General features: G+C 72.2%; 17 protein-coding genes. 4 read left to right on the top strand and 13 right to left on the bottom strand.

Translation table 11 applies throughout. The features are described from left to right. Positions 1–45 precede the first annotated feature (45 nt). Positions 46–1242 (top strand): DegT/DnrJ/EryC1/StrS aminotransferase family protein, encoded by a 1197-nt coding sequence (locus OG587_RS04955; protein WP_329087285.1) that lies wholly within the window; start codon positions 46–48, stop codon positions 1240–1242. A gap of 159 nt (positions 1243–1401) precedes the next feature. On the opposite strand, the gene OG587_RS04950 is transcribed toward OG587_RS04955, so the two are convergent. Both OG587_RS04950 and OG587_RS04945 read right to left on the bottom strand, forming a co-directional pair. Next, positions 1402–2391 (bottom strand): Gfo/Idh/MocA family protein, encoded by a 990-nt coding sequence (locus OG587_RS04950; RefSeq protein ID WP_329087283.1) that lies wholly within the window; start codon positions 2389–2391, stop codon positions 1402–1404. A 97-nt stretch (positions 2392–2488) separates the two neighbouring features. Then, entirely contained in the window at positions 2489–3730 is a 1242-nt protein-coding gene (locus OG587_RS04945) for a class I SAM-dependent methyltransferase (RefSeq protein WP_329087281.1), read from the bottom strand. 730 nt (positions 3731–4460) lie between these two features. Here OG587_RS04945 and OG587_RS04940 point away from each other — a divergent pair. Together OG587_RS04940 and OG587_RS04935 are read left to right on the top strand one after the other, a co-directional pair. Then, positions 4461–5015 carry a hypothetical protein gene (locus tag OG587_RS04940; protein WP_329087279.1) on the top strand — a complete coding sequence of 185 codons (555 nt, stop codon included), beginning with the start codon at positions 4461–4463 and terminating at the stop codon, positions 5013–5015. Then, complete coding sequence (locus tag OG587_RS04935) at positions 5015–5515, top strand: hypothetical protein (RefSeq protein WP_329087277.1); 501 nt, start codon at positions 5015–5017, stop codon at positions 5513–5515. The genes OG587_RS04940 and OG587_RS04935 overlap by 1 nt, the downstream gene beginning before the upstream one ends. On the opposite strand, the gene OG587_RS04930 is transcribed toward OG587_RS04935, so the two are convergent. From OG587_RS04930 to OG587_RS47040, 8 genes are all read right to left on the bottom strand, one after another. Continuing rightward, on the bottom strand, positions 5443–6168 hold the full coding sequence (locus OG587_RS04930; RefSeq protein ID WP_329087275.1) for an alpha/beta fold hydrolase: 726 nt from the start codon (positions 6166–6168) through the stop codon (positions 5443–5445). The two genes, OG587_RS04935 and OG587_RS04930, sit on opposite strands and share 73 nt — an antisense overlap. Before the next feature lie 5 nt (positions 6169–6173). Then, positions 6174–6929, bottom strand: coding sequence for a 4'-phosphopantetheinyl transferase family protein (locus OG587_RS04925; protein WP_329087273.1), 756 nt, complete (start codon positions 6927–6929; stop codon positions 6174–6176). Positions 6930–7301: 372 nt separating this feature from the next. Further along, complete coding sequence (locus tag OG587_RS04920) at positions 7302–8105, bottom strand: TIGR03084 family metal-binding protein (protein ID WP_329087272.1); 804 nt, start codon at positions 8103–8105, stop codon at positions 7302–7304. Continuing rightward, positions 8092–9171: a carboxymuconolactone decarboxylase family protein gene (locus OG587_RS04915; RefSeq protein ID WP_329087270.1), complete on the bottom strand. Its 1080-nt coding sequence runs from the start codon at positions 9169–9171 to the stop codon at positions 8092–8094. Before OG587_RS04915 ends, OG587_RS04920 begins: the two co-directional genes overlap by 14 nt. A 12-nt stretch (positions 9172–9183) precedes the next feature. Continuing rightward, complete coding sequence (locus OG587_RS04910; protein ID WP_329087268.1) at positions 9184–10836, bottom strand: GMC family oxidoreductase; 1653 nt, start codon at positions 10834–10836, stop codon at positions 9184–9186. Then, a complete protein-coding gene (locus OG587_RS04905; protein ID WP_329087267.1) occupies positions 10833–11384 on the bottom strand; it encodes a DUF5987 family protein in 552 nt (183 codons plus the stop codon). The genes OG587_RS04910 and OG587_RS04905 overlap by 4 nt, the downstream gene beginning before the upstream one ends. After that, on the bottom strand, positions 11360–11923 hold the full coding sequence (locus OG587_RS04900; protein ID WP_329093735.1) for a SigE family RNA polymerase sigma factor: 564 nt from the start codon (positions 11921–11923) through the stop codon (positions 11360–11362). The genes OG587_RS04905 and OG587_RS04900 overlap by 25 nt, the downstream gene beginning before the upstream one ends. A gap of 128 nt (positions 11924–12051) precedes the next feature. Then, on the bottom strand, positions 12052–12930 hold the full coding sequence (locus OG587_RS47040; RefSeq protein WP_443075466.1) for a pentapeptide repeat-containing protein: 879 nt from the start codon (positions 12928–12930) through the stop codon (positions 12052–12054). Between the two features lie 279 nt (positions 12931–13209). On the opposite strand from OG587_RS47040, the gene OG587_RS04890 reads away from it, so the two are divergent. Then, a complete protein-coding gene (locus OG587_RS04890) occupies positions 13210–14022 on the top strand; it encodes an AraC family transcriptional regulator (protein ID WP_329087263.1) in 813 nt (270 codons plus the stop codon). 166 nt (positions 14023–14188) lie between these two features. Here OG587_RS04890 and OG587_RS04885 read toward each other — a convergent pair whose 3' ends face one another. From OG587_RS04885 to OG587_RS04875, 3 genes are read right to left on the bottom strand one after another with little or no spacing between them, the layout of a single operon-like run. Further along, the gene (locus tag OG587_RS04885) at positions 14189–15583 is read right to left on the bottom strand and encodes a cytochrome P450 (protein ID WP_329087261.1); all 1395 of its coding nucleotides are present in this window, start codon (positions 15581–15583) and stop codon (positions 14189–14191) included. Next, complete coding sequence (locus OG587_RS04880) at positions 15580–16119, bottom strand: flavin reductase family protein (RefSeq protein WP_329087259.1); 540 nt, start codon at positions 16117–16119, stop codon at positions 15580–15582. The genes OG587_RS04885 and OG587_RS04880 overlap by 4 nt, the downstream gene beginning before the upstream one ends. Positions 16120–16140: 21 nt before the next feature. Beyond that, positions 16141–16569 (bottom strand): acyl-CoA thioesterase, encoded by a 429-nt coding sequence (locus OG587_RS04875; RefSeq protein WP_329087258.1) that lies wholly within the window; start codon positions 16567–16569, stop codon positions 16141–16143. Positions 16570–16572: the final 3 nt, after the last annotated feature.

Raw genomic sequence — 16572 nt, 5'->3', positions numbered from 1 at the left:
GTCCTGCCGCGCCCGGAGATGCTGAGCCAACGCCAAGGAGTTCCCATGGACCACGTGATCAACGTCGTGCAGCCGTCACTGGGCGAGCGAGAGCTCGCGGCGGTGCGGGAGGTGTTCGAGAGCAACTGGGTCGGCCGCGGCGCCCGCACCAGCGAGTTCGAGGCGGCCTTCGCCCGGCACCTCGGTGTCGGCCGCGAACACGTCACGGCGACGAACTCGTGCTCCTCGGCCACGTTCATCGCGATCGAACTACTCGGGATCGGTCCCGGCGACGAGGTCGTACTGCCGACGGTGAGTTTCGTGGCCGTCGGCAACGCGATCGCCGCGCGCGGCGCGCGGCCGGTCTTCTGCGACGTCGACGAGGCCACGCTCAACCCGAGCGTGGCCGACATCGAGGCGGTGCTGACCGAGCGCACCAGGGCCGTGGTGATCCTGCACTACGGCGGCTACCCCGGCGAGGTCGCCGAGATCGCCGAGCTGTGCCGCGAGCGCGGCATCCGTCTGATCGAGGACGCCGCCCTGGCCGTCGCGTCCACGGTGAACGGGCGCGCCTGCGGCACCTTCGGTGACATGGGCCTGTGGAGTTTCGACCACGCCAAGGTCGTGGTCACCGTGGACGGCGGCATGCTATACGTGCGCGACCCGGAGCTCGCCGCCCGCGCACCCAAGATCGCCTACCTCGGCCTGGAGCAGCGCGCCCCCGGCCGGTCCGGCTCGGCGTCCTTCCACAGCGGCTACGACCAGGCGCTGCGCTCGAAGACCCGCTGGTGGGACTACGACGTCTCGTCGTTCTCCGGCCGTTCCACCACCAACGACGTGCTCTCCGCCATCGGCATCGTCCAGCTGAGCAGGCTCGGCGAGTCCATCGCCCGCCGCCACGAGGTCGCGCGGGCCTACGACGCGGGCCTCGCCGGCGTGGCCGGGCTGCGCGTGCCGCCACCGCTGCCCGCCGGTCACACGTCCTCGTACTTCATGTACTGGCTGCGGTTCGAGAACGGCATCCGTGACCAGGTCGCGCGCGACCTCTACGAGCGCGGCATCTACACGACCTTCAGATACCCCCCGCTGCACCAGGTCGAGGCGTACGGCTCGGACGCCGTGCTGCCACGGGCCGAGGCCGCCGCGGCGAACACGTTGCTCCTGCCGATCCACCAGTCGCTCTCCGACGCCGACGTCGACCGGGTCATCGCCGATGTGCGCGACCGCACCGCCGCGCGGCTCGGCGACACCCGGGCGGCCTGACCCGGGGCCGCGCGGCGCACCCGGGAAGGGCTGCGCACCGGCACCCGGGAAGGGCCGCTCCCCGGTACCCGTGAGGCCGCGCACCGGCATCCGGGAAGGGCCGGCCGGGCCGGTGGGACGCCCGGCTGGCCCTTCCCGGATGCCCAGGGGGCCGGGCCGCTAGATCCGGTGGGCGGTCTCGTCGATGTGGGCGACCAGTTCGGCGGTGCGGACGACCGTCGCCGACCATTCCCGGTGGTGCGGGTCGTGGCCGTGGGCGCGGGCGGTGTCGACCGCGGCGACGAAGGCGCTCACGGACGCGCTGAACTGGTGCTCGGCGGGTAGGGTGAGCTCCTCGACCCGGTCCTGCGACACGATGCGCAGGGTCGGCGCGTACCAGGGGGGCGGCAGGAAGGCCCGCTCGACGGTGAGCTGGCCGGTGCCGCCCCAGAGCCGGTAGCGGGAGCCGAAGCCGTGCTCGAAGCCGAAGTCGCCGGTGGCGATCACGCCGTCCGGCGAGCAGGCGACGAAGCTGCCCGAGACGTCCACGCCGGAGACCGGGTCACGCCGCAGCACGGCGCCCACCACGGTCAGGTCGTCGCCGAGGAAGAACTGCGTCGCCCGCAGCGGGTAGACGCCGAGGTCGAGCAGGGCGCCGCCGCCCAGCTCGGACCGGTACCTGACGTCGTCCTCCGGCAGGGGCGGGAAGCAGTAGGAGCTCGTGAAGTGCCGTAGCGGGCCGATGCGGCCCTCGTCCACCAGGGACCGTACGCGCCGGTGCTGGCCGTGGTGCAGGAAGCCGAAGTTCTCCCGCAGCACCAGGCCGCGGGCGGCGGCGGTCCGGGCCAGCTCGACGGTGTCCCGGACCGTGGTGGTCAGGGGCTTCTCTCCCAGGACGTGCTTGCCGCACTCCAGCGCCGCCAGCGCCGTCTCGTGGTGCAGCGCGTTGGGGAGCGCGATGTAGACGGCGTCGACGTCGTCACGGGACAGCAGGTTCTCGTACCCCACCACGGGATCGCAGCCGAACCTCCCGGCGAAGGCCGCCGCCCTGGCGCGGTCCCGGCTGGCGACGGCGGTCAGGAGCGCGGCGGGGGTGTCCCGGATGGCGGGGAGCATGGTGCGCGCGCCGAACGACGAGCAGCCGATCACGCCGATCCGCAGGGCGCTCACCGGTCCGCCTCCGGGGGGCCGCCGAATCCGCCGGGTGGGCTGCTGGGGAAGGTGTGCGTGGGCACCGCCGCTCCTGTTCTCTGGGGGGTGAGCCGGGTCAGGCCGCGGAGACGGACGGCAGCGGGAAGACCATCTTCCCGCCCCCCGCCAGGAACTCCCGCTCCCGCTCGACGAACCCGTCGCGGTGCACCCACGGGAGCACCAGCAGCTGGTCGGGGCGGCGCGCCTTGGCCTCCTCCTCGGAGACGATGGGGATGCCGGTCCCCGGCGTGAAGCAGCCGTGCTTGCCCGGACTGACCTCGCCGATGCACGGCAGGTCCCCGGAGTCGATCCCGCAGTACTGGAGAACCACGTTGCCCTTGGTCGACGCCCCGTACCCCAGGGTCAGCTTGCCGGCCGCCCGCGAGTCGTCGAGGAACGCGCGCAGCTCGTCGCGGTGCTCGCGGACGCGGCGGGCGAAGGTCTCGTACGGGGCCACGGTGTCCAGTTCGAGGTCGGCCTCCCGGCGGCGCATCCGGTCGATCGAGGCGGCGTCGACCTTGTGCCGGGCCGGGTCCCTGACCAGGGTGAGGCACAGGCTGCCGCCGTTGGCGTCGGTGTGCTCGGCGGACGTCAGGGTGAGACCGACGCGTTCGGCCATCCACTCGATCTGGCCCAGCGCGTAGTACTCGAGGTGCTCCTGGCACACCGCGTCGTAGGCCAGCGACCCGAGCATGGAGGCCAGGTCGCTCATCTCGACCATCCACACGCCGTCGTCGGTGAGGATGTCGCGCACGTCGGCCATGAACCCGACCGGATCGGGCAGGTCGTAGAACATCGCGATCGAGGTGACGATCTTGGCCTTGCGGTCGCCGTACCGCTCGGCGAAGACCGCCTTCGAGAAGAAGTCCGGGATCAGGTCGATGTGGCCGGGGTAGTACCCGCGCCACTTCTCGCCGGTGGGGTCGATGCCCACCAGGGTGGGACCGTCGGCCGGGTAGCCCCGCAGCAGGGTGGAGTCGTTGCTGCCGATGTCGAGGACCAGGTCGCCGCTGCCGAGGTCGACCATGCCGGTGAGCCTCGCGACCTTGCCGTGCAAATGATTGATCATGTACGGCCGGATGCCCGAGCGGTACCCGTAGTTGTCGCCGTACATGAGGGAGAGGTCGGCGGTGTGCCGCAGCTGCACCAGCCCGCAGCCGTCCGGGGAGCACCTGACGAGCTCCAGCGGGGCGGTCGGCACGATCTGGTCGAGGCTGCCGGGGAAAACGCCGGTCAGCGCCTGGGTGCCCAGGTCGAGTACCGGCAGCAGGGTGCGGTTGCCGCAAATGCGGCACTCGGTGCACTCGGTGATCTTCATACGCCTTCCCCTCGGTTGTCGTTCGGGTCGAGCGTGGGGTGCGGAGCCCCGCGTCCCCGGGAATCCGGCGGCGCACGCCCGCCGGCCACCGCCCGCGTCGGTGGACGCCTCCCCGGCCGGCGTGACGCGCCGTCAGGACCCTGCGGAAGGCGGATCCACACGCGCCACCCAGTGTGCCGCCGGGCCCCGCCGCGAACGTCTTCCAAATTGCCCACCTGCCCCCGCGGCCGCCCGGGGGTGATCGGCCGGAGGCCGTCTCCATTTCGGAAACGCGCACGACGGAAGAACCCCGCAATTCTCTTCGGAGCTATCCTCGTAGGAACTTTCGCCAGATAGATCATCAGAGATGGAAGTTTCAGGTCGAATGGTGGATGGTCTGACGTTACGCGGACCGGCGCGCATTCCGGCCGCCGAGATTCGAACGGAGCCGTCCCATGCGCCGAATTCGCATTTCCAAGTCCAAACCGAAGAGCACGAACACGCCCCCTGACCTGCGCACTCCTTCGGGTCGCCGACTGCCCTACTAGGAGGCCGCCCGAGCCCCACCGGCCGTTCGCCTCGCATTCCGTCCCCGCGGACCGTCCCGAAAAGATCGCCGATATCGCCGTCGCCCGACGCGGCCCCTCGGTGTGGCGCCACCCCGGCGATCGGGTGATTTCCGGCCGAACTCAGCAATATCGAAGATGCGTCGCGCGAGCCGTCACAGGACCCTGGTCCCGGGAGGTTCGCGATGACCACACAAACAACGACGTCACGCGGCTGGCTGACGGCGCTCAACACCCGGCACCACAGGACGGCACTCAACATCTACCTCGCGTTGGTGGTGGCGCACTGGGCCGAGCACATCTTCCAGGCGATCCAGATCTACGTACTGGGCTGGCCGCTGAAGGAGGCGCGCGGGGTCCTCGGCGTGCCCTTCCCCTGGCTCGTCACCTCCGAGTGGATGCACTACGGCTACGCGCTGCTGATGCTGATCGGCCTGATCGTGCTGAGGCCCGGGTTCGTCGGCAGGTCCCGCGTGTGGTGGAACATCTCGCTGGGTATCCAGATCTGGCACCATCTGGAGCATCTGCTGCTGCTCATCCAGGCGCTCGCCGGCGCCAACCTGCTCGGCAGGCCGGTCCCGACGAGCATCATCCAGCTTCTCGTGCCGCGAGTGGAGCTACACCTGTTCTACAACGCCATCGTTTTCGCGCCCATGGTCGTGGCGATGGTCCTGCACCGGCGGGCCCGTCAGGACGAGCGCGTCCGCATGCGCTGCACCTGCGCGCCGTCCCCCGCCTGATGACCGCGCGCGGGGGGCGCTCGCCCGCCTTCACCGTGGTGCTGACCCTCTTCGCCGGCCTTCTCGTCTACCTGGCCGTTCCCAACATGGGCACGGTCATCCGTGCCGCGCGAGCCGACGGGACGCCCGGCGTGTTCGTCCCGCGCGAGCTGTTCTGCGTGCAGCACCCGGGACACGAGTCCTGCGTCTGGACGGGAGAGTTCCGCTCGGGTGACGGCATGACCCGCCGGGCCGAGGTCGAGATGTACGGCAGCGACCGCGCCTCGCACCGGGAGGGCGAACCGGCACCGGCCGTGGACGTCGGCTCCGCCAGCCGCGTCTACGGCCCGGGAGGGTCGAACGAGTGGGTGTTCACCGCGCTGCTGCTCGTGGCGGCGCTGGCGATCGTCTGGTTCCTGTACGGCGGGCCGCTGCGCCGGGCGCTCGGTCAGCGGTCCCGCCCGGCGATGCGCGCCAGGAGGTCGGCGAGCGGTCCCGGCACCGACACCATGGGCCAGTAACCGGCGTCCAGGGTGTGGAAGTCCCAGGTCGGAACCGCCCTCATGGCCGCGACGTCGGCCGCGACGCAGCCGTTGACGTGGTCCCTGGAACAGACGACATAGCTGGCCCGCTGCCGCGCCAGCGGCCCGTCCAGCACGACGGGCTCCGCGACGGTGCGGCCGGGGTGGCCGACGAGGCGTTCGGCCAGCCGACGCGCCTGGGTCCGGCTGAGATCCTGCCCGTCGCCCACCACCGTGTGGTCGGGAGCGGGCCAGCGGCCCCCGTTGGCGTCGATGAGCCGGAGTTCGAGCGCGCGCTGGCGCTCGGGGAAGGCGTGCAGCATGGAGCGCCCGTGGTGGGGCAGGAACGCCTCGACGAACACCGTGTGCGCGACGCGGTCACGCGCCCGATCGGCGACGAGACCGGCCACCAGGCCGGAGTAGCTGTGCCCGACGATGACCATCTCGCGGAGGTCCTCGGCCCGCAGGAGGGCCAGGACGTCGTTCACATGGGTCTCCAGGCCGACACCGGAGACGTCGGCCCGGTCGGTGCACAGCCCGCGCAGCGTGACGGCCCGAGCCGGGAAGCCGCGCCGGCGCAGGCGCCGCACCACCGGCTCCCAGACCCACGCGCCCGACCAGGCGCCGGGGAGGAGAAGGAGCCCTCTCTTCACGACGACTACCCTCGCACGACCGGCGCCGGGGCGGCAGCGGGAACGGCCGCCACACGGGACTCCACGACCCTGACCGCCGGACCGGTGGAGATCACCGCCAGCGCGGCCACGTAGCCGCGGCCGGGCTCCAGGGACCGGAGCCGCACGTGGCCGGGAGGGATGTCGAGCGGCCAGCCGAGCAGCTCGGGATCGTCCGCGGGACCGCTGACCTCCACCCTGCCCGGCGGGAGGCGCAGCCCGTGCCCGGTCGCCTTGAGGGCCGCCTCCTTGCGTACCCAGACCTTGGCGAAGGCCTCGTACCTCTCCTCCGGCGGCAGCGCCTCCACCGCGGACCGCTCGTGCTCCGTGAGGACGGACCACGCCGGGCCGTCCACCGGCGAGGCCGGCACGGCCTCCACGTCCACGCCGAGCGGCCCCTCGGCGGTCAGGGCCACCGCGACCCGGTCGCCCGAGTGCGACACCGAGACGTGGAGCGGCGGGCCGTCCGCCCTGATCCGCGGTTTGCCGTGATACCGGGTGCAGTCGGGACAGGACCTGTCCACCACGACGTCCCCGGGACCGATCCCGAGCCGGGCGGCGACCACGGTGCGAAGCAGCCAGGACCCGGTGAGAAAGCGGCGGCGGTCGGGCTCGCGGCGGAACAGCGCCGCCCTTTCCAGCTCGCGCTCGCCGAGCACCCGGACCAGGCTCTCGACCGGCCGGTCCCACGGGGCGGCCCACCACACGTGGCACTCGCCGGCGGCCAGGACGGCATCGATCATCGGTTCTCCTTTGGCGGTGTCGAATCCGGCGGTGTCGAATCCGGATTCCGCGCGGGCCGGGTGCGGCGGGCACCCGCACCGGTGCCGCCGGTGCCGTCGGCGTCGGTGTAGGTGTCGCCGGCGTCGTCGGCAGGACCGGGACACGCGGAAACCCCGCAGGAGGCGCCTGCGGGGTTTTTCCTCCTCGGGTTCTGCCGGTTGTCTCCAGTTAATGATCGGTGGCCGTTCCGTGTCACCTCCTGCAGTGCTTGACCCGATGACGCGCCCGGCGCGGGGATCCGCCGCGCCGGGCGGGCCATCCGGTGGCGGCGTGCCACGCGAGGGCAGGACCGCTGTCAACGCGCGATCGGTGCTCGGTACGTGCTCCGCTACTCAGCGCGCGATCCGGGCGAACTGTCCGGGTCGCCGACCGGTCCCCGCCGGTCCCCGGTACGCCTGGGCGATGTCCAGCCAGCGGTCCGCCTCCTCGCCGACGGCCGTCACCGCCACGTCGGCGCGGTGCCGCCGCCGGGTCACCAGGAGGCAGAAGTCCTCCGCCTGCCCGCGGACCTGCTGGGGGGAGTCCTCGGGCCCGTAGGCCCACAGCTCGCCGGAGGGGCCGGTGATCTCGAAGCGGAACTCGACCGCCGGCGGGGTCAGCCCGCGCGAGAGGTAGCCGAAGTCACGGGTGAGGACGGCGAACACGACCAGGTGCCTGAGCCGGTCGGTGCGCTTCGGCGTCACCCCCAGCGCGTCGGCGATGTCCTGCCCGTGTGCGAACTGCTCCATGATCCCGGCGCACGCCAGCACGATCGGCGGCAGCGGATTGACCAGCCACGGCACGGTCTGGCCTGCGGGCACGGCCGCCAGACCGGCGATCGCCGCCTTGCGCTCGGCCCGCCACTTGGCCAGCAGTTCGTCGGGGGTGTCGTTCGCGTAGGGCTTGAGCGCGGCGTTCACCGCGCCGTCGAAGTTCTGCTGCGCCCCCGCCGTCATGGCCCGGAACCCCTCGGGATCGGTGGCGGACGTGGCGGCCAGGCGGAAGATGAAGATCAGGTGGGCGATCTGGTCGGCGATCGTCCAGCCGGTCGCGGGCGTGGGCAGGCGCCACCGCTCGGCGTCCAGGTCCGCCACCATCCGGTCCAGCTGGTCGCCGTCCGCGGCCAGGTCGTCGAGCACAACCTCAATCTCGGTCACGTGTGCGTCCTTCTTTCACTTGGAGATCGGTTCGGTCTGCGACGGCTCGGGCGGACCACGTGCCCACCCGGCGGGCGGCCGTCAGGCTCGCCCACGCGGTGACCTCGATGAGCGCGCGCTCGTCGGGTGTCGTGCGAAGGAACTCCGCGACCGCCTCCCGGTCCACCTGGTAGGAGGCCAGCGCCACCAGCAGGGCGAGGCGGGCGGCCGGGCGGTCCGTCTCGGGCAGCCCGGCGACGGCCCGCGCCGCCCAGCCGCGGCCGGGACCCGGCGGTTCGCCCTCCCAGGCGGCCACCCGGTCGGCGACCAGCGCGCGGACCCGGTCCGGCAGCGAGCGCCGCCCGCACTCCTCGACCGCGGCGGCGGCCCTGGCGAACGCCCCGGCCAGGTGGGGAACGTCGGCCGCCCAGGACAGGTCGGCGGGCAGCGGCGCGACGGGCAGCAGGCCGAGCGAGGCCCCGGGGACGGCGGCCCGCCGCGCGGCCGGCCGCATGAGCACGCCGAACAGCCGCATCGCGGGCCCGCGCGCGCCCCGGGGCAGCTCCGGCGGCAACGGCGAGTCTCCGAGAAACACGTTGACCATGCGGTTCAGATACTGGAAGGTCACCACAACCGCGACGAGCTCCGTGATCCCGGACACGCCGCTCCCGGCCGGCGGCTCGTCCCACGCCGTCGCGGCGGACCCGCTCGCCCGCGCCCAGGCGGCCGATGGCGCGAGCCGCGGGTCCCGCGCCGCGCCCAGGCCGCGCAGCGTCGCGCCGTGCACGTCCACGCAGTACGGGCACGTGTTGCCCGCCGACACCTCGGCCGCCACCAGCTCCTTGGCGGCCCGGCCTGCGGTCCCCGGCACGAGCAGCGACTCGCGCAGGATGCTCCAGCTCGCCGCGAGGGCGGACGGCGCGGGCGAGTGCAGGATCACGGGCGGGGCGAGCATGCCGAAGTCCCGCGCGGCCTGCGCGTACACCTCGGCCACCAGGCCGTGCGCGGCGGCGGGCCGCACCGGGGAGACGTGGCGGACCTGGGAGAGCACCCCGGGCGCGGTGATCCGGCTGAGCATCCTGCTCATGGCGCGTTCCCCCTAGTCCCGCAGCAGGGTGGGCACGAGGGGAGCGGTGGCCCGGCGGCCGGCGGTGGAGCCGTCCGGCGCGGGTGCCCCGTAGGTGACCCGGACGCCCCGCTCCTGGGCGGCCCGCACGATCCCGGGTACGGCCCGCTCGGCCAGCGCGGAGATGGTCATGGCCGGGTTGACGGTGAGCGCGCCCGGCACGGCCGAGCCGTCCGTGACGAAGATCCCCGGGTGGCCGCGCAGCTCGTGCAGGTCGTCGAGGGCCGAGGTGTGCGGGTCGTCGCCGATGCGGCAGGAGGCCAGCGGGTGCACCGTGTACGCGCCGACGAGGTCGTTCGTCCAGGGTGTCACGGTGGCCAGCCCGTCGCGTTCGAGAATGTCCTTGCACTCGGCGTCCGCCAGCGCCCAGGCGCCCAGCGTGTTGGCGGTCGGCTTGTAGCTGAGCCTGCCGACGCCGAGCATCTGCTGCGAGATCCGGTCGGCGTTGCCGCGCGCGGGCGGCGGGCCGAACACGCCCTCGTTGTCGTCCTCGATCATCTGGAAGATGATCAGCCAGGACCGCCAGTGCCGCAGCATCTCCTTCTTGTCGAGGCCGAACCACGTCGGATCGGTCCCGCCGGCCAGCGCGAGGATGGTGCCCAGGCCGGGCGGGAAGTAGAGCTGCTCCAGTGAGTAGCGGGTGTACTCGGGCAGGGACCCGTCGAGCCGGTCCCAGTTGGCCACGGTCGGGCCCTTGCCGATCTGGTTGGCGGCGTAGGCCAGGCCGTCGCCCCGATCCAGGCCGAGCACCTCGCGCACCCGGTCCTCGTTGAGCACCGCGGTGTTGAGCCGCTCGCCGTTGCCGGAGAAGTAGCGGCCCACCGCGTGCGGCATCGGCCCGAGCGCGGCCTCGCTGCGCTGCAGGATGACCGGTGTGGCGGCGCTCCCGGCGGCGAGCACGACCACCTTGGCGTCGATCGACCCCTCGCCCGTCGTCAGCCGGTAGTCCTCGTCGTGCACGGTCTTGTAGTGCACGCGGTAGCCGCCGTCGCCGGTCCCGGTGATGCTCTGCACCTCGTGCAGCGGCCTGATCTCCGCGCCGTGCGCGACGGCCGCGGGCAGGTAGTTGAACAGCAGCGACTGCTTGGCGTCGAAGCGGCACCCGGCCATCATCCAGTTGCAGTTGACGCAGGCGGTGGTGTCCACCGCGGCGGGCACGGGGTTGGCGGTGCGGCCCGCGTGGTGGCAGGCCGCCGCCCACAGGCCGCCGGCGTAGGACACGTCCTCCCAGCCCTGCCGGGTGATGGGGATGGCCTCGGCCACCCGGTCGTACCAGGGTTCGAGCGTGTCGCGGGTGATCGAGGCCGGCCACATGCGCCGGTGGATGCTGCCGCGCCGCTCGAAGACGAAGCGGGGCGCGCGCGGCATGGCGGCGAAGTAGACGACGCTGCCGCCGCCCACGCAGTTGCCGCCCAGCACGCTCATCCCGTCGCCCACCACGAAGTCGAAGATGCGCGTGTAGGAGGAGCCCAGCTTGAAGTCGTGCTCGTACTCGTCGGCGGCGAGGTGCGGGCCGCGTTCGAGCACGACGACCCGCGCGCCGCCGGCGGCCAGGTGGTAGGCGGGGATCGCGCCGCCGAAGCCGCTGCCGATCACTACGACGTCGGTGTGTTCGACGCTGTTCACGCGGGGCTCCCTGAGGCTGTGGTGTCGGGGCGCGGTCGGGCGAGCGGGCGGCCGTAGGACCAGGCGGGAAAGCGCCACAGGCCGTCGGCGTCGGGGCGGGCCAGGCCCATCGCGGTCAGGCCGGGGTGGCCGGCGGCGACGGCGTCGGCGGTGTGCAGGTGCGCGGCGGAGTCGTAGGCCATGTAGCAGAACAGCGCCAGCAGCACCCACAGCGACTTCTCCGGGTGGCCGGGCGCGGTCAGCACGCGGACCAGGGCGGTGCGCTCCTCGAACGGCAGGCCGGCGAACGCCGGCACGTCGTCGCCGACGAGCAGCCCGTGCTGGTCGGCGTGGGCGTGGGCGTGACCGTTCAGCGAGCGGGCGTAGTCGTCCAGGCCGTCGGTGAGGCCGGTGGCGTCCCATTCGAGCAGTTCGACGGCGCCGGCCGCGACCGCGCCACCGGTCGGGCTCATGCCCGCCACGGCCAGGTCTTGGGGGGAGCGCCTGTTCCCGGGCACGATGGTGTCCGCGAACGCCTCCAGGGTCACCCTGCTTGTCTCGTCCAGCATGTGTCTTCCCTAGTTGCCGTGTCCTCGCAGGGCCCCTCGCGGGTCTCCTGCGTTTCGAGCGCGGACCGCAGGATGCTCAGCGCCCGTACGGTCTGGCTCCGCACCGTGGACGACTCGTTGCCCATGACGCGGGCGGTGTCCTCGACGCTGCGGTCCTCCCAGAACCGGAGGAAGATCGTGGCCCGCTGCCGCGGGCCGAGGGTGGCCAGCGCGTCCATCAGCACCATGCGCTCGTTCACCAGCGCGCACGGGTCCAGCGCCGAGGTGGGGTCGGGCGGCGCCCCGATGAGCACCTCGCGGGACCAGCGCATCGCCCTGCGGTCGCTGATGAGCAGGCGCCGCATGATCTGGCGCGCGTAGGCCTCGATGTGGTCGCGCCGGTCGAGACCGTCCCAGTGCCGGTGCAGTGCCAGAAGGGCGCGCTGGACGAGGTCGTCGGCCTCGTACCAATCCCCGGAAAGCCGGAACGCGATACGACGCAGCATTGGTCTGGCCTCTCGCGCGAAATGCGCGAATTCCTGTTCAGGCGCGTCAGATATAATCCACCCCCGGGGTTCCGGTAATTTCTCTCCACCTTCCCGGTGCGCACAGCGTTGAATGCCCCGGTACGCACAGAATTGAATGGCGGGGGTCGTTGTAACAACCCCTAGTGACAGCCTGTGCGCCCTTATTTGACTGGCCTGGTCAAGAAAGGCAAGAATTCGGTGGTGCTGTGACGCCGGAGTTTATTGGGACGGCTGGGATCGGATGGCCGGGAGGGGCGACACCCGCCGGCGGGTGGCCGGGCGTCGACGGTGCGTGGTTTCCGCGGCCGGGTGAACGTACCGGCCGAGGGCGGGGAGGGGTTCCGGGCCGCCGTCCGGGGCCGGGATCGTCGCCGGCGGGAAGCTCCGGGGACCGGGTCCGGCCTGGGCCTTCGCCGACGCCCGGACCCGCCGGATACCTGCCGGGGACGTGCGCCGGCCCTCTCCCGGGATTCCGCGCCGGGCCGTGGCACGCCCCCTATTCCGGACCTCCGAACCCCAGTTAACGCGCCTGGCGACTGTCCGGAACGCTCCCGCCTGCATACGGTCGCGGCATGAGCATGACTGGGGCTCTGCTGGCCACCAGCGATCTCCATGTCGGGTTCGCCGAGGACAGGGCGGTGGTGGGCCCGCGCTCCCGCACGGCGGCCGACGCCGTCCGGCGGTCCGGCACGTTCGAACAGGCGCCGGCACCCCTCAAGCCGGCACCCCTCAAGCCGGCACCCCTCAAGCCGGCACCCCTCAAGCCGGCACCCCTCAAGCTGGCACGCCTCGGGTCGGTACGCCTTGGGTCGGCGCCGCTCAAGGCGGAACCCTCCAAGGCGGAACCGCCCAGGTCGACGCCCCTCGGGCCGGCGTCCCTCCCGTCGGAACCATCCTGGCCGGCATCCCTCGTGGAGCGTTTCACCACCCTGGTCCGGGCGCCGGAAATCCGTGGGGCGTGGACCGTTCCCGGCGATCCCGAGCCGCGCGGCGACGAGCCCGCATGACGGGGTGCGGTCCGAGGAGGTGTCCTCGGCCACCCGCGCGAGCGGCGCTCGCACCACCGGCCGGGCGGGCCGCCAGGGTGGCTCCCGCCACCGCCGCACCGGGAATGGGCCCGATAATTCCGCACTCTCGGATAAATATGGAAATTTTCAAATTCCGTGGCATTTCGTGCAGCACCGGACGCCCCTGAAGGCGTGTAGCAGATGGCAACGAAAGGCATTTTACCCAGGGTGTCCGAGGAAAGGTCGCAAACTCGAAGAGGTAATTATCACTCGGGTTTGCCCGACCGGGTCCTCCGGATTCCGGGAGGCCAAATGTATGACGTCATCGAACGAGCGGTCACGCGGGTCATCGAGAGCATGCACGAGAACCACGGCGAGCAACTCACCATCGACGACATGGCGCGCACCGCGATGTTCAGCAAGTTCCACTTCTCGCGCGTCTTCCAGCGGGTGACCGGGCTGTCGCCCGGCCGGTTCCTGTCGGCCGTGCGGGTACGCGAGGCCAAGCGGCTGCTCGCGTCCACCTCGCTGAGCATCACGCACATCAGTCACCAGGTCGGCTACTCCAGCGTCGGCACGTTCAGCTCGCGCTTCACCCAGAGCGTGGGCCTGTCGCCCAGCAGATACCGCCAGGTCATGAGCATCACCGCGCAGGACCTCACGAACAGGGGGAACCCGGTGCCCGCGTGGCCGACGGTGACCCTGCACGGCACCGTCACCTCCCCGCTGCCGGATCGGCCGATCTTCGCCGGCATCTTCCCCCGTCCCATACTCGAAGGCCGCCCGGCCAGCTTCACCCTGATCAGGCGGCCCGGCCCGTACGTGATGAGGAACGTGCCCGAGGGGCACTGGTACCTGATCGCGCAGTCCGTGGCCGAGTCCCGCGAGGACGCCATCCACTACCCGCCCGGCGGCGACGCGGCGCTGTGCATCGCCCGGCAGGGGCCGATCGCGATCGGTCCCGAGGGGGGCTCGCAGCGCGCCGACATCCGGCTCAAGCCGATGAGCCTCCTCGACCCGCCGGTGCTGCTCGCGCTCCGCGACCCGCTGTCCTCCTGGAGTGCCAACGCCAACGCCAACGCCAACGCCAACGCCAACGCGGACGTCGGCGCCGATGAGCGGTGAGCCCCAGCGCCGGCGAGTGGTGAGCGGTGAGCCCCGGCGCCGGTGAGTGGTGAGCGGTGAGCCCCGGCGTCGGCGAGTGGTGAGCGGTGAGCCCCGGCGCCGGTGAGCGGTGGTTCCCACCGCTCACCGGCGCGGCGCCGGTCGGCTCACCGGCGCCGGCACGGTGTCAGGCCGGGCTCACCGTCATCGGCAACCCGCCGCGTACCCGCAGCGACAACATGGGCTCCGGCACCGCCCGGCGCCCCGGCAGGCCGGTGAGCCGCAGGTCGCGGGTGACCATGGCCAGCACGAACGTCGCCTCCATCATCCCCAGGTGGTTGCCCACGCAGAAGCGCGGGCCCGCCCCGAACGGGATGTAGGCGTACCGCGGCCGGTCGGCCGACGCCTCGGGGGCGAACCGCTCCGGCCGGAACCGGTCCGGCTCCCGCCAGTAGGCCGGGTGCCGGTGCAGGGTGTACGGGCTGATCAGCACGTCCGCCCCGGCGGGCACCCGGTAACCGCCCACCTCGTCCTCGCGCTCGGCCACCCGCGTCAGCGCCCACACCGGAGGGTAGAGGCGCATGACCTCCTCCAGCACCATCGTCGTGTAGGTGAGCCGGTGCAGGTCCCGGTAGACCGGCGGCCGGTCGCCCAGCACCGAGACGGCCTCCGCCCGCACCCGCTCGCGCACCTCCGGGTGCCGGTCGAGGAGGTGGAAGGCCCACGACAGGGTGCTGGCGGTGGTCTCGTGCCCCGCCAGCAGCACGGTGATCAGCTCCCCGCGCAACCGGTCAAGAGCGTCACCGCCGGCCGCGAGGCCGGCGCGAGCGCCGTCCGCGAGACCGGTGGTGGCGATCAGGCGGGACAGCAGGTCGTGGCCGTCGGTCGGATGGCGCCTGCGGCCCGCCACGAGGCGGTCGACGATCCGGTGCAGTTCCCCGCGGGCGCGGCGGAAGCGCAGGTGCAGCGGCAGCGGCAGCCACAGCGGCACCATGGCCAGCGTGACCATCTCGAACATCGCCTGGTCCTGGACGCCCTCGAAGGCGTGCCCGAGCGAGGAGTGCTCTTCGAGGTCCGCGTCCAGCAGGGTGCGGCCCAGCACGCCGAGCGCCAGGCCGGTCATCTCCTTGGACACGTCCACAGGGCCGCCGCCCGCATGGGCCCGCAGCCGCTCCACCAGCCGCCCCGCCTCCTCGGCGATGACCGAGTCCAGCAGGGCCAGGCGCTTGTTCTGGAACAGCGGCTGGATGGTCGTGCGCTGTTGCCGCCACACCTCGCCGTGGCTGGTCAGCAGCCCGTCGCCGATCACCCGCCGTGCCTCGGTCAGCCCGATGCCCTTGCGGTAGTCGCCGCTGTGGTCGGCCAGGACGTGCTTGGCGTGGTCGGGGTGGTTGAACAGGTAGATCGTCTTGGGGCCGATGGTCATCCGCACGGCGTCGCCGTACCGGGCGGTGGCCCGGGACAGCAGCGTCAGCCGGTCGGCCACCAGCCGTCGGTAGAGGGCGGGGGCGGCCCAGGGGGGCGGGCCGGGCGGCACGGCGCCCCGCACGGTCCGCCGGGGGCGGTCGCCGACCGCGCTCATGCCGGCACCTCGCGCAGCTCGAAGGAGATCTTCGCGAACCGGCCCCGGTAGAACAGCAGCGCGCCGCAGTCGTTCTGCCGGCTCAGCGACACGACCTGGCCGACGAATATCGTGTGATCGCCTCCCTCGTAGACCCGCCAGACGTCGCACTCGAAGCAGGCCGCGGCGCCGGCGACGAGCGGCACGCCGGTGACGCCGCCCGGCACCACCTCGACGTCGGCGAACTGGGCCGGGCCGATCGCGCGGTAGCGGTCGGCGAAGTGACGCGCCGTGGCCTCCTGGTGCGCGCCCAGCACGGACACCCCGAACGACTCCGCCGCGCTGAGACACTGGTGCATCACCGCCCCCTTGCTGACGCAGACCAAGATCAGCGGCGGGTCGAGGGACACCGACGTGAAGGAGTTGGCCGTCATCGCGTGGGGAACGGCGCCGCCCGTCGTGATCACGGTGACGCCGGTGGCGAAGGTCCCGAACGCGCGGCGCAGCGCCTTGGAGTCGTTGACTCCCAGCGACGGGGTTGATGGGGGGACTTGCACGCTGGCCTCCTGGATCCGCGGCTAGGACACGTACGGTTCGAGCGCCCTGACCAGGGACTCGGGAACCCTCGCGGGCACGGTCTTGGTGTTCGGCCCGCGCATGCAGGCCACCCGTTGCCTGCCTCGGGCGATGAGGTTCTCGGTCCCGTCGGGGTTGACCCGCACGTAGTCGAAGCCGAACTCCAGCTGCGTCTGCGCCAGTTCGAGCAGGCGCATCCTGATGGACAGCTCGTCGAAGGCCGTGATCTCCGCGAAGAGCTCGCAGTCCACCTTGAGGGTGAACAGCTTGAGGCCCTCCTGCAGGTCGGTGAGCACGTCGCGGGCCCGCTCCTTGAGGAACATCTCCCGGCAGCGTCCCTGCCAGCGCAGGTAGTTGACGTAGTAGATGTTCCCCATGATCGAGGTTTCCTCGAAGCCCACCGTGTGGAGATACTCGTAGTACTTGCTCATGGG

Source organism: Streptosporangium sp. NBC_01469, assembly GCF_036227305.1.
Lineage (GTDB): Bacteria > Actinomycetota > Actinomycetes > Streptosporangiales > Streptosporangiaceae > Streptosporangium.
The sequence above is the reverse complement of the archived record's forward strand: the minus strand, read 5'-3'. Positions and strand labels throughout refer to the sequence as shown.

Coding starts and splice junctions, on each gene's coding strand:
- OG587_RS04925 (WP_329087273.1), bottom strand. CDS start 6,929: ATGATCGATGCCGTCCTGGCCGCCGGCGAGTGCCACGTGTGGTGGGCC.
- OG587_RS04905 (WP_329087267.1), bottom strand. CDS start 11,384: ATGCTGGACGAGACAAGCAGGGTGACCCTGGAGGCGTTCGCGGACACC.
- OG587_RS04945 (WP_329087281.1), bottom strand. CDS start 3,730: ATGAAGATCACCGAGTGCACCGAGTGCCGCATTTGCGGCAACCGCACC.
- OG587_RS04940 (WP_329087279.1), top strand. CDS start 4,461: ATGACCACACAAACAACGACGTCACGCGGCTGGCTGACGGCGCTCAAC.
- OG587_RS04935 (WP_329087277.1), top strand. CDS start 5,015: ATGACCGCGCGCGGGGGGCGCTCGCCCGCCTTCACCGTGGTGCTGACC.
- OG587_RS04875 (WP_329087258.1), bottom strand. CDS start 16,569: ATGAGCAAGTACTACGAGTATCTCCACACGGTGGGCTTCGAGGAAACC.
- OG587_RS04955 (WP_329087285.1), top strand. CDS start 46: ATGGACCACGTGATCAACGTCGTGCAGCCGTCACTGGGCGAGCGAGAG.
- OG587_RS04915 (WP_329087270.1), bottom strand. CDS start 9,171: ATGAGCAGGATGCTCAGCCGGATCACCGCGCCCGGGGTGCTCTCCCAG.
- OG587_RS04890 (WP_329087263.1), top strand. CDS start 13,210: ATGTATGACGTCATCGAACGAGCGGTCACGCGGGTCATCGAGAGCATG.
- OG587_RS04885 (WP_329087261.1), bottom strand. CDS start 15,583: ATGAGCGCGGTCGGCGACCGCCCCCGGCGGACCGTGCGGGGCGCCGTG.